This window comes from Polaribacter sp., assembly GCF_051251875.1.
Classification (GTDB): Bacteria; Bacteroidota; Bacteroidia; order Flavobacteriales; family Flavobacteriaceae; genus Polaribacter.
Map to the genome: position 1 here is coordinate 178785 of NZ_JBPOGL010000002.1, position 13304 is coordinate 192088.

8 protein-coding genes are annotated in these 13304 nt (G+C 31.0%); 4 read left to right on the top strand and 4 right to left on the bottom strand.

Annotated elements, in window-relative coordinates; all coding sequences use genetic code 11:
* Positions 1-17: 17 nt before the first annotated feature.
* Positions 18-1877, top strand: a complete 1860-nt coding sequence (locus ACSHW5_RS01965; RefSeq protein ID WP_435674425.1) for a B12-binding domain-containing radical SAM protein — start codon at positions 18-20, stop codon at positions 1875-1877.
* A gap of 615 nt (positions 1878-2492) precedes the next feature.
* Here ACSHW5_RS01965 and ACSHW5_RS01970 read toward each other — a convergent pair.
* Both ACSHW5_RS01970 and ACSHW5_RS01975 read right to left on the bottom strand, forming a co-directional pair.
* Positions 2493-4922, bottom strand: coding sequence for a LamG-like jellyroll fold domain-containing protein (locus tag ACSHW5_RS01970; RefSeq protein ID WP_435674426.1), 2430 nt, complete (start codon positions 4920-4922; stop codon positions 2493-2495).
* 457 nt (positions 4923-5379) lie between these two features.
* Entirely contained in the window at positions 5380-8610 is a 3231-nt protein-coding gene (locus tag ACSHW5_RS01975) for a PKD domain-containing protein (protein ID WP_435674427.1), read from the bottom strand.
* Between the two features lie 387 nt (positions 8611-8997).
* On the opposite strand from ACSHW5_RS01975, the gene ACSHW5_RS01980 reads away from it, so the two are divergent.
* Entirely contained in the window at positions 8998-10152 is a 1155-nt protein-coding gene (locus ACSHW5_RS01980) for an iron-containing alcohol dehydrogenase (protein WP_435674428.1), read from the top strand.
* A gap of 209 nt (positions 10153-10361) precedes the next feature.
* On the opposite strand, the gene ACSHW5_RS01985 is transcribed toward ACSHW5_RS01980, so the two are convergent.
* A complete protein-coding gene (locus tag ACSHW5_RS01985) occupies positions 10362-10808 on the bottom strand; it encodes a hypothetical protein (protein WP_435674429.1) in 447 nt (148 codons plus the stop codon).
* Positions 10809-10833: 25 nt separating this feature from the next.
* Entirely contained in the window at positions 10834-11184 is a 351-nt protein-coding gene (locus tag ACSHW5_RS01990) for a helix-turn-helix domain-containing protein (RefSeq protein WP_435674430.1), read from the bottom strand.
* Between the two features lie 461 nt (positions 11185-11645).
* On the opposite strand from ACSHW5_RS01990, the gene ACSHW5_RS01995 reads away from it, so the two are divergent.
* Positions 11646-12728: a M14 family zinc carboxypeptidase gene (locus tag ACSHW5_RS01995; protein WP_435674431.1), complete on the top strand. Its 1083-nt coding sequence runs from the start codon at positions 11646-11648 to the stop codon at positions 12726-12728.
* A 76-nt stretch (positions 12729-12804) separates the two neighbouring features.
* A complete protein-coding gene (locus ACSHW5_RS02000; RefSeq protein WP_435674432.1) occupies positions 12805-13284 on the top strand; it encodes an Lrp/AsnC family transcriptional regulator in 480 nt (159 codons plus the stop codon).
* Positions 13285-13304 lie beyond the last annotated feature (20 nt).

The window sequence follows — 13304 nt, forward strand, 5'->3', positions numbered from 1 at the left end:
GCCCTTTATTTAATTATATGCCAATAAATACACTTTTAATAACACCACCTTTTACGCAATTAAATACGGCGTATCCTGCAACTGCATACATCAAAGGTTTTTTAGATGCTAAAGAAGTGCCAACTACGCAAATAGATTTAAGTATTGAGTTGTTTACGGCAGTGTTTACAAAAGAATTTATAGATGCTATTTTTAAACAAGCAAAAATGCTTGGCAATAAAGAGTTTTCTTTGGTTTGGCAACAAAAGGAAGACTATATTAATAAAGTAGATTCTGTAATGAATTATTTACGTGTGCAAGAAGTTACAGCCGCGTATCAAATTGTACATAAAGATTATTTACCACACGGACACAGGCGCATAAAATTAGACAAAGATTTAAGTACCGAATTTGGAAAATTAGGAATTTTAGACAAAGCAAAACACATTGCTACGCTGTTTGTAGAAGAATTGGGCGATTTTATAAACGCCAATGTAGATGAGTTTTTCTCGTTTACGCGTTATGCAGAACAAATAGGTAGAGCAGCTTCTAGTTTTGATGAATTATACGAATGTTTGCAATTTGAAACTACATTAATAGAAGATGAATTGCTGTATTTGTTAAACGAGCAATTACAACAAAATTCGTATGATTTAATTTGTTTTACAATCCCTTTTCCCGGTAATTTATTTTCCGCTTTGCGATGTGCTCAGTTTATAAAACAAGAATATCCTGCTATAAAAATAGGTTTTGGAGGCGGTTATTGTAATACTGAATTAAGACGATTATCAGATCCTAGAATTTTTGATTTTATAGATTTTATCACCTTAGACGATGGTGAAGGACCGTTGTTAAGAATTACCGAATTTTTAGAGGGAAAAATAGGCGAGGAGCAGCTAGAAAGAACTTATATCTGTAAAAAAAATACCGTTATTTATCAGGATAAATTACCAAACACCATTTTTCATCATAAAAATTTACCTGCGCCAAGTTATGTTGGTTTGCCAACAGCAAAATATTTGTCTTTTTTAGATGTGATGAATCCGATGCACAGAATGTGGTCTGATGGTAAGTGGAATAAACTCACCATTTCTCATGGTTGTTATTGGAAAAAATGTAGTTTTTGTGATGTAAATTTAGATTATATCAGCAATTATCAAAATACTACCGCAGATGATTTGGTAGATAAAATTGAAAAAATAATTTCAGAAACCGGAATTACAGGTTTTCATTTTGTAGATGAAGCTGCTCCTCCAAAAATGCTAAGAGCGTTGGCTAATAAGTTAATAGAACGCAAAGTATACATCACTTGGTGGACCAACATTCGTTTCGAGAAAACATTTAATGCAGAATTGTGTACGTTATTATCTAAATCGGGTTGTATTGCAGTTACTGGCGGATTGGAGGTTGCTTCAGATAGGTTGTTGGTAAAGATGAAAAAAGGTGTAGATATTGGTCAGGTTGCCAGAGTTACCAAGGCTTTTGCTGATGAAAACATTATGGTACACGCCTATTTAATGTTTGGTTTTCCTACGGAAACAGCCCAAGAAACTATTGATTCTTTAGAAGTTGTACGTCAATTGTTTTACAATAATTGCATTCAATCTGCATTTTGGCATCAGTTTGCGTGTACAAGTCATAGTCCGGTTGGTAAAAATCCCGCTGAATTTGAGATTAACATTATTGGTCCAGAATTTAAAGGTTTTGCAGAAAACGATTTGTATCATGAAGATCCAACAGGAGCAGAACATCACTTGTATAGCGTTGGTTTAAATAGCGCCTTAAACAACTACTTAAATCACAAAGGATTTGAAATTCCGTTACACGAATATTTCGATTTTAAAGTGCCTAAAATTACTGTTAAAAGTACAATGATAGAAAAATGCTTGAAAGAGTAAAAGATTTCTTTTTTTAGAAGCTATTTGCAACTTAGAATTTATCTTGATAACACCTTTAACTTTTTACTTCTGTTCTCGATACAAATTGGATCATTTTTCTCAAATTCACTAGCACTGACACTAAAAAGTACACCGTTTCAATCTGAGGTAATTTTGTTTGCAAATTGTAGTATTTCTATTGCCAATTTGAGCGCAGGCGAGAACTATGTTTTACTGAAAACAACTTCCACTGTCATTTCGACGAAAGGAGAAATCTCATAACAAAAAAAAATTATAACGGCATAACCTTATCCGATTTCTCTCACTGATTAAAAAGACCTTTTCTTTTTCTAAATACAGATTACTTCATTCGTACCTCATTCGTAATGACAAAATTATATGCGTTATTTTGTATACGTAACTTTGCAAAATAACATACAGAAAATTTCTAACTTAACTCGAATCAAAAATAATTGTCATTATTAGTTTATGAGGCAATCTTTAGAAGCTATTTCAAGAAGTTTCATTGCAATAGATGCATATAACTTTGCAGATTATTTCTATTATTTTTGAAATTCTGGAAATAAAAAAAAACGCTCAGGGAAACCTGAGCGTTTAAGAAAAAGCATCTCTTCTTTATCTAATAATTAATTTCTTGGTAAATGATTTATTGTTTTCACGTATGGTTACAAAATATATTCCTTTGGATAAATCTCTTACTGAAACTTGAATTTTTTGTTCACCAAAGTTGAAATCTTTAGAAGCGATTTTTTTTACTTCTTTACCGAATATATTGTACATCACTATATCGGCTTGTGCAGGTTCTTCTAGATTAAATCTTAAGGTGAAATTATTTTCAGCAGGGTTTGGATACACAGTAAAAGCTTTAAAAACACTTTCCTGTTTAATTGAAAGTGCTGCAGTTAAGGGTTCTATTGCTGCATTTAAAATATCTCTTTGACCAACGATTGGATCACTATTTGCAACAAAACCAATAACCGAAATATTGCTTTCATCAAAACTTTCCGGAATTGTATAGGTAAAAGTTTCTGAATAAGAACTTCCAGGAACAACGTTTGCAGGAATTACACCTGCATTACCATAAGGTCCAGGTTCGTTAGCACGTAGTACAAATCTATGGCTGTACCCCACAATTGGATCTCCAGCTCCTTGATATGGATGTCCTGCGGTGTCATTGTAATAATTTGCTTGATTATATTCTTGACCTCCAGTAACATTATCTTCAGTAATTTGCATCACAAAACGCAAATCACCTGAAACATAATCTACAAAATTACCTGTTATAGTAGCAGTTATTGTGCGTGTTGCCGAGTTGTAACTATTAGAAACTTCTATTTCTACAGGGGTGTATCTTGCCATTTCAGAAGTTACGTTTGAAGACCATGAAGTACGACTTTGATCTTCATTCGGTTCACCTGTAAAAACTTTTCTATTAATCATTCCTCCTGGGTAAGAACCACCGCTGAATTCTGTTGTAATTCCATCTGCGTATTCCATAACATCAGAAGAGTGAATAGAAATAGGAATTAGGTTATCTGGATATTGGTCTAGAATTGTACTCACAACTTCCGCTCCATCTGGACAAAAACCGCACCATGTACCTGTAAATTGTTCTAAAACTACATTCACTTTTGTAGCACTTCTTGTTAGGTAGTTAGATGCATTTCCATTTAAGGTAAAATTATTTAAAGAACCATTGTTTGTATCTAACTCGTCTTGTAAGGTAGTTACTCCTGTATTGTCTAAACCTCCTTGCCCGTGGTCAAATTTATAATTATGTATAAGGTTTGTTTGAGGAAGAAATAATTCTTTATTCATATTAGCGCTAATTTCTGGTGCTGTTCTAATAGTATTCCATATTCTTAAATCATCAATACTTCCATCAAAGAATTGTGTTTCATTTGTTTTTGTTCCTATTGTCATTGCATTATTATTACCTGTAGTTGAAGTGCTAGCTCCTGCACTTAAAGGTGCCAAAACTCCATTAATATAAATTTGAATTTCTTCCGTTGAGTGGTTCCATGTTATGGCAACATGAGCCCATTTATTAAGTTCTAAAGAATCAGTTGTTATTTCTCCTGAAACATTACTTACATACCCTAAAATTTCGCCATTATTTCCAAAAGAAATTGAGACAAAGTTATTCGCATCTAACTGTGCAAATAAAATGCGTGAAAATTGAAATGTTTCTGGAAAAACCCAAGCCTCTATGGTAATGTCATTATTTGGGATGTCTGAAAATATAGCGGGAAGCGCAGTTGAAACATAATCATTAGTTCCATCAAAGTTTAGGTAGTTAGAATTAGTTATAGACTCATCAACTGTAATCCAATTAGAAGAAGTGCCTGTTAAGGCAAAATTGATTAACGAACCGTTATTTGTATTTAAGTTATCGTTTAAAGTGGTAATACCAGTATTGTCTAAACCTCCTTGTCCTTGATTAAATTTATAATTATTTATAAGATTTGTTTTAGAACCTGAAATTGAAATATTCATATTAGCATTAATTTCAGGAGCTGTTCTAATAGCATTCCATATTCTTAAATCATCAATACTTCCGTCAAAGTATTGAGTTTCATTAGTTTTTGCTCCTATTGTCATTGCATTATCATTACCTGTAGTTGAAGTGCTAGTTCCTGCACCTAAAGGTGCCAAAACTCCATTAATATAAATTTGAATTTCTTCCGTTGAGTGGTTCCATGTTATGGCAACATGAGACCATTTATTAAGTTCTAAAGAATCGGTTGTTATTTCTCCTGAAACATTACTTACATACCCTAAAATTTCGCCATTATTTCCAAAAGAAATTGAGACAAAGTTATTCGCATCTAACTGTGCAAATAATATGCGTGAAAATTGAAATGTTTCTGGAAAAACCCAAGCCTCTATGGTAATGTCATTATTTGGGATGTCTGAAAAAACAGAGGGTAATGAGGTTGAAACATAATCATTAGTTCCATCAAAGTTAAGAGCGTTATAATTTTGTGAATGTAAGCAGTGAAAACTTGCCAAGTAGATTAGTAAAATAATGTAATTTTTTTTCATAATAATTAGATTTAAGTATTTGGTTATTAGTAGTATATAAAGTTATTAATTTTTTTTTAAAAAAACAACAAGGAAAAACCCCTTAATTTATTAAAATAAGATATTCATGAGCTTTGTTAAAAGGCGTAAAAAGCTGTAAATCAGTATTTAGGTTTTTTAATTTTTGCAAAGTAGCAATTGAATTGATTGCAATTTCTATTTCTTAAGAAAGCAATAATTGATAAAAAAGTTTTTGTTGAAGTTCATAATTGAACTTCAATTTTTTAAATTAAACAGCTTTCATCTTTTAGTTCTTAATGTTTACTGTTTTATTCAAAATATGACCTTATAAATATAATTTTTAGGCTATTTATCTATCAAAAAACATCAGCATAAAATAGTGTACTATTTATGCTGATGAAATTTTATTTTATCATTCGTAGTAATTGCTTTTATTTTATTAAAACCTAGGGATTTTTTAAATTCTTATTTTCTTTTTTAAGATTCCTGATTCTGTTGCAACCTGAACAATATAAATACCACTGTTAAGATTTGGCAATGCTATATCATTAACACCTTGTCCTTCAAACGAAGTGTTTACCACTTGTTTACCAATAATATCGAATATACGAACATTTGAAAATCCATTTTGAACCCCAACAATTCGTAAATTATTTTTATCCAAAGTATAAACACTAAGGTTTTTTAGAATAAACTCATTTGTATTTAAAGTACCATTACTTGTGTGTAAATAAAAGCGTCCAATTCCATTTAATTCACTAGAAAGTGTGGTGGCAAAACCAGAAGTTGCATCTATTTTTGTAAATGAATTTTCAACTTTATCTTCTAAATAGATATTCATTCCATTAGGTAGATTTATGGCAGAAGCAGTAATTGTGATTTCCGAGCCTGCAGCTGCTTTTATTCCAATAGGAATAATCATGTTTTCATAATTGGCAGTTGGTAAGGATTGTATTCCTAAGTTTTTTCCTGTACCATTGGCAACGGCATGTGTATAGATTTCAAAAGAGTTAGCAGCCCCATTAAAAATTGAACTATCATAACCAGAATCAAATGCTGTTGTTGTTCCTTCGATATAGAAAATATCTGTATCTCTAGTTAAAGTTCCGTCTGTTAGTGTTAATTTAATTTCAGGCCTCGTAATTTCAGTTTTTTGAAAAGTATCTGTGTTTACATGTTTTTGCATAGCTTCCGTAAAAGAAAACGTATTAGATCCATTAGATTTTACAAAGAAACTTTGAGCTGGCGCAATATGAAACGAAGGAGAAGCATGATTAAATTGGTCATAAGTATTGGTTGCTTGATCCCATATCCATATTGTAGCCTCTGTTAAAAAGTCATTATCTGTATCATTTACTTTTAAGATATTAATAGCATCTGAGGCATTGTTTGCTGCTAAATAAGACGGATAAGGATTTCCTATCAAATTATAAGCATTCAAATTAGATGTGATGCCAACACCTACGCCTGCATCATTTACATCTAGTGTTCCTGTAAAAGAAATATCTCCTATAGCTTGCATTTTTACAGTATACCCTGTTCCTGAATTAAATAAATCTGAAGTATCATTTGTGCCAATGCCATCTACTTGACCTAATGTATAATAACTCCAGCTTTGGGCAACAGAATTATCATAAGGAGCAATGGCAACTTTTCTAGCTTCACCAACGCCAGAACCTATGACTGGAGATTCATTTGTATAAAAATCTACAATAGTTTGTCCAATAACAGGCGAAGATACCATGTACCAATTGGTAGTTGGTATATTTCTGTTATAAATAATGTTTCCAGAAAAAGTAGATTGTGCAATTAAAGAGCTACTAGAATTCATAGTAACTGAATTTACAGTAACTGCAGTACTAGCGGTTGGGTAGTTTGTTAATCCGCTAGGAATTATAACGTTTGTTGTTGCGGCAGGAACTCCATCACTCCAGTTAGTAGTTGTATCCCAATTGGTATCAGTAACTCCTGTCCAACTAGTAGAAATTGGTGTTCCTGTTATGGCGATATTGTCTATAAAAGTAGCATTGTCTCCGATGCCATATTTATGTGAACCTTCAAAACCAATGGTTATAACTGAACCAGCATACGCTGTTAAATTAACACTTTTTGTACTCCAAGTTTCAGTGCCATCAGACTGATAAATAGCAACTTCTGTTCCGTTTATGGTAATTCTAAAATTGGAATAGTTGCTATTATATTTGTGTAATTGTTTTAAGTCGAAACCAAGCGATAATGTTGAAAAATTAGTAGCATCTACACATAATGAAACCTCAGATTTAAAATAAGGATTCACTAGGTTTTTAAAAGCAGTTGTGCTACTTGGTATATAAAAATAAGGAGAAGATGTAGTTGGTCCAACGCCAAAACCATAAAAAGCCAATCCGTTAGTGCTTCCATTACCTGCAGCGGCATTTAATGCTACATAGTTTTTCATGGTAGAAGTTTTTTTAAACCTCCCTAAATCACTTGCGCCATTTTCAAAATCTTCTAAATAAGGGATAGAAACCGCACCTACTGCAATTTCATAATTTTTAGTTTCAACATCTGTACCACCAACATTATTAGCGGAAAGACTAACGCTATAGCTACCAGGTGTTGTATAAGTGTGAGTTGGGGTTTGGGTTGTTGCTGTGTTGCCATCTCCAAAATCCCATGACCAAGAAGTAGCATTGCCTGTTGTTAAATTAGAAAACTCAACATCTAAACTATTTGTACAATTATTAAGATCTGGAAAACTACGAAAATTAGTTTCAAGAGTAGAAGTAGGGCAGTTTAAATAAGATCTGTCATTGTCTATAGATGCTAACATTCTTGCATATTGCTCATCTGTAAAAACAACTCTACAGCCTTTAGCAGAGTAGGACATAATATTACTAACAGGAGGTGTGTATGTTTGGCCATTTCCGTCTGTATTGGTGCCTGTATAAACGCAGTTATAAATATCTACTTTACCACTTAGACTTGGGTCTGCCGGTGTGTCGCAAACAACATCTCCTTTAGAAGAGCAATTAGACCCATCTACCAATTCTGCTCCTAAATAAGTTTCATGTGTATGATACGCATTAAAATAATGTCCAACTTCATGTGCAAATGTACTTCCATTCATAGCGCAAATTTCTGGTAAAATTGCAAAATCTAAACCACCAGGAAATTGAGCATGCCCACAAATAGAAGTACCAGAACTTGTAACTGAATTTGCAATATAAATATTTAAAACATTCGCCACCCCATGTGCTGTGTGTAGTGCTGTCATTTCTGATTTATCATAATCATAATAATTATCATCATCTATATAGTTTATAGTACTACATTGATAAAGATAAATACCTCCTTCAGAATAATAATTATTAGCTACTTCTAAGGCAATTTCTAAATCAGCTACGGAAATACCTCCAGTACCTGCTGTGGTTCTAATAATATGCAATTGAATAGGTACAAATCTAATGTTAGATGTTAATTTTGAAGCACTTTTTCTAAAATTAGCAACTTCATTTATGTAAGTCTGTCTTTGGTTTTTCCAATTTAGGTTTGATTTGTTTTGATACTCAGAATTTGAGTCTACCGATAAAACGGTACCACAAGGATGTTCGGCAGGATTCGTATTTTCTACTTGACCAAAACTAAGGGTAATACTGAAGTAGAAAATAATTGTGTAAATAAGTTTAAAATAAGTAGTGTTTTTCATAGCGCACTTTTTTTTAGTTTTCTTTATGGTTATATTAATTGGTTGTTTAATTCTATTAACTACGGATTATACGTGTAATTAAGGACAGGAAATCTATTTCTTTTGCAATAAAATTTATCGCCAGAATTTGCATTTATTTAAAATACATTGCACTAATATAATTTATTTTGAAATAAAAAGCTGTACTTTACTGCGTTTATTAAAAAAAATAGCATACAAATCATAATCAATTTTCTATAATTTTAGTGGCAATTTGTGAAATTTCATCAATAATTTTTAGTTGTTTAATTTGTCTTTTAAAATTCTTTTTAGGTGATAAAAATCATAATTTATAAATTATATAATTAAGTACTTTGCGTAATAATTTAATCTTTAAAAAGCATAAGAATGTTACAAAACAGAAGAATTTATTTACCACCTTTAAGTCTTATTGGACCTGGTGCATTAGATGATTTAGGAGAAGAGTTAAAAAGCTTACATTTTAAAAAAGCCCTATTTGTTACAGATAAAATTTTAGTAAAATTAGGGGTTGCTCAAAAGGTACTTGATGTTATAAAATCATCAAACTTAGAAGTTGTTGTTTTTGACGATGTGCACCCAAATCCAACTGTAAAAAATGTTGATGATGGTTTGTCTCTTTTGAAAGAACATTCTTGCGATTTTATTTTAACTCTAGGAGGAGGTTCTCCTCAAGATTGTGGAAAAGCTATTGGAATATTAGCTACAAACGGAGGAGAAATTGGAGATTATGAAGGTATTCACTTATCTAAACATAAATCTTTACCTTTAATAGCTATTAATACTACGGCAGGTACAGCGAGTGAAGTAACTATTAATTACGTTATTACCGATGAAAAACGCCATATAAAAATGGTAATGGTAGATAAAAACTGTTTGGTTTCTATTGCTGTAAACGATCCAATATTGATGTTAGGTAAGCCTGCGTCTTTAACGGCTGCTACAGGTATGGATGCTTTAACGCACGCTGTTGAAACTTATGTAACAAAAGGTGCTTTTGGTTGGTCTGATGCATTGGCATTGGAAGCGATTAAATTGATTTCACAAAGTTTAGAAATTGCTGTTGTTGATGGTAAAAACCTAGAAGCAAGAAGTAAAATGGCTTGGGGACAGTTTATTGCGGGTCAAGCGTTTTCTAATGCAGGTTTAGGTTTTGTGCATTCTATGGCGCATCAATTAGGAGGAATGTATGATATGCCTCATGGTGTTGCAAATGCTATTTTGTTACCACACGTAGAAAAATTTAATATTCCGGCATGTGCTCATAAATTAAAAAAAGTAGCAAGAGCTATGGGCGTTGGTGTTTTAGAAATGAGTGATACTCAAGGTGCTAATGCAGCTATTGAAGCCATTAAAGCATTGTCAAAATCTGTAGGAATTCCTTCTGGTTTAAGCGAGTTTAATGTAAAAGAAGAGGATTTTGAAGAAATGGCAAAAAATGCCTTAGCTGATGTTTGTACTGGCGGAAATCCAAGAGAAGTTACTTTAGAAGATACAATAGCTCTTTATAAAGCAGCTATGTAAAATTATAAATTTGTATAATAATAAGATACACTTGTTTGTATTACAAAATGCCACTTTATTTTTATAATGTGGCATTTTATGTATGTACTATCTAAAAGAATAAACTATAATGCAGCAAGCAGATGATGTCTCTGCACTTAGATTTTTATTAATTGCAAGGCTTTTATGTAAAACTTCAAAATCTATTTTTATACCTTTATTTTAATCTATTATAAGATGTTTACACTTTCTAATTTTTGAAGGTTTTGTTTCAGTATTTTAAATTTAGAAGAATTTGCAGCTACCTTATTTAATTCTAAAAGATGCCATTGAATAAAAACGTCATAATTAATCTTTAATTTATGAGACATTGTTTTCTTTATACCTTTCCATGATGAATGATCATGTTGAGAAGGAATTTCAAAATCATAATGTACTTGCAACATTTTATTTTTACAATTAGGACAGGTAATATTTAGTTTTTTAAATGCTGCATTCACGTATTTTACAATATCTTTCTTTTCTTCAGAAATATAATAGTCTTGCATTAAATTAGATAAATCGGTATTTTTTGAAAACTTCATATCTTCATCAGAAGCACGTTTAAATCCTTTTTGACATTTTAAACAAATATAATGTCTTTTATAATTTTTTTTCGATAACCATTCAAAGCCCATAGATGTGTACTTTTAAATTTATTCATTATTTTTTATACTCATCAAAAGTTCCATCGTCATAAAAAACTACAATACGTTGTATTTTTTTTCCATTTGAACTAGAACTGTCATTAAATAAAGATGGAGCAGAAGCAAGGTGAGTTTCTTCACTTTTAGGAAAACTTCCTTTGCCATTTAACAACCAATACATATCTACATCTTTAAATTCTGAGGTCACCTTAAGAATAAAATCTAAACTTGGTTTATTTCTTCCAGAGAGAATATGAGAAATGCTAGAGCGCTGAACTCCTATTTTATCAGCAAACATAGAGGCTGATAATTGATGAAAATCCATCACTTTTTTTAAACGTGTTGTAAATTCTAAAATGTTTACCATTGTAATGTTCTTGCTTTATACAAATGTAAATAATCTAAATGAAGCAACAAAGAACTTGTTTGTGAAATAAATATTTGCCAATAACTATGTTAAAGTATCACTTTATGTAAATTACATATATCGTTGAAATATAATTAGTTGTTTTATATTAATAAGATAAAACTATAATGAATTAGCTATCTGTGCTTAGTCATATTTGATGGATGCATCACGGTTTACAAAAGTAACAAACAACGGTTGTTTTAAAGTTTACATTTGTAACATGGTCGTAAATTACAATTGTAACTTTTTTACATGATTACAATTGTAAACAAATTTAGTTACTGAAATACTTTATTTTACAGGTTTAAATCTTCTTTAAAAAACTACCATTTTCTTTCTTATATAAAATTTGAAATACAAAATTTCATAAAATCATTACTACTACATTATGGTAGTTGGCTTTCAAAAATTCTTTATTTTTGAAAAAAATACTTTACTTAATTATGAACACCTTATCAACTACTTTTTTAGAAGAAATCTATACTGATCAAAAAGAATATTCTTTACAAGGAAAATGGATAACATATAATGACATTGAAAAACTATTTTCTAAATACGAATCTAAATTTGTAGTTACTCAAATAGGAACATCCGAAGAAGACAGACCAATATTGCAATTAAAAATTGGTACTGGTTCAAAGAAAATATTAGTGTGGTCTCAAATGCATGGAAATGAAAGTACAGGTACAAAAGCCATGTTTGATCTTTTAAACTGTTTTAATGAATCCTCAGAAAATACATTTACTCAAATATTAAAAGAATGTACGTTGGTTTTTATACCCATGTTAAATCCTGATGGAGCAAAAGCATACACAAGAGTAAATGCAAATAACATAGACTTAAATAGAGATGCTGTAAATAAAGTTGCCAAAGAAAGCAAATTATTACGCAGTATTTTAGAAGACTTTAACCCTCAATTTTGCTTTAATTTACATGATCAAAGAACTATTTTTGGCGTAGAAGGAACCAAAAACCCTGCAACAATTTCCTTTTTAGCACCTTCTGAAGAAATTACAAGAGCACTTACCAAAGGCAGAATTGCAACAATGAACGTTATTGTTAGCATGAATGCGATGTTGCAAAATATAATTCCGAATTTTGTAGGTAGATATACAGACGAGTTTTACCCAACAGCTACCGGAGATAACTTTCAAAAACTGGGTTATAATACCATTTTAATAGAATCAGGTCATTATCCTAATGATTATGAAAGAGAAGAATCTCGTAGATATACATTTTATGCTATGCTGCAAGGAATTCATCATATTGCAAATTCATTCATCTTTAAAAACTATAAAGAATACTTTGAGATTCCTAATAATGATAAAATTTTCTATGACGTAATTCACAGATATTCAGACTCCAAAAAGGATATTGCATATCAATATGAAGACAAGATTGTAGAAGGTAGATTTGTTTCAAAATTAAACAAAGTTGATGAAAATAGTTTAAATTTAAAGATTGGACACTCCGAAATCGTTTTCGAGGATAATATTAATTAAGTATTTGTTAGTTTTTTACTTGTTTAATTAAATTTAATTCATAAATTTGCATAGTAAATTGAATAATACGTAAAATATGAAAAAATTTATTTTAGATGAAATCGATCATCAAATTTTAGATATCTTAATTGAAAATGCAAGAACCCCCTTTACAGATATTGCAAAACAGTTATTAGTTTCTGCGGGAACTATTCATGTTCGTGTAAAAAAAATGGAGGATGAAGGTATTATTCAAGGTTCTACCTTAACTTTAAATTACGAAAAGATGGGCTATTCTTTTATAGCACACGTGGGTGTGTTTTTAGAAAAAACATCGATGACACAAAATGTAATTGAAGATTTAAGAAAAATATCTAACGTTACCGTAGCTTATGTAACTGCAGGAAAATACAATATTTTCTGTAAAGTAAGAGCAAAAGGAACCAATGACGCTAAAGATATTATCTATAGAATAGATGATATTCCTGGTGTAAACAGAACGGAAACTATGATTGCTCTTGAAGAAAGCATCAATGATAAAAAGAGAATGATGCATGCAATTTTTCAAGACTTGTAGTAGCACTTTGGTTAAAAATT

What these genes read in the sequence shown, in the direction of transcription:
- ACSHW5_RS01965 (WP_435674425.1), top strand. Translation starts at nt 18, where the DNA reads ATGCCAATAAATACACTTTTAATAACACCACCTTTTACGCAATTAAAT.
- ACSHW5_RS01970 (WP_435674426.1), bottom strand. Translation starts at nt 4,922, where the DNA reads ATGAAAAAAAATTACATTATTTTACTAATCTACTTGGCAAGTTTTCAC.
- ACSHW5_RS01975 (WP_435674427.1), bottom strand. Translation starts at nt 8,610, where the DNA reads ATGAAAAACACTACTTATTTTAAACTTATTTACACAATTATTTTCTAC.
- ACSHW5_RS01980 (WP_435674428.1), top strand. Translation starts at nt 8,998, where the DNA reads ATGTTACAAAACAGAAGAATTTATTTACCACCTTTAAGTCTTATTGGA.
- ACSHW5_RS01985 (WP_435674429.1), bottom strand. Translation starts at nt 10,808, where the DNA reads ATGGGCTTTGAATGGTTATCGAAAAAAAATTATAAAAGACATTATATT.
- ACSHW5_RS01990 (WP_435674430.1), bottom strand. Translation starts at nt 11,184, where the DNA reads ATGGTAAACATTTTAGAATTTACAACACGTTTAAAAAAAGTGATGGAT.
- ACSHW5_RS02000 (WP_435674432.1), top strand. Translation starts at nt 12,805, where the DNA reads ATGAAAAAATTTATTTTAGATGAAATCGATCATCAAATTTTAGATATC.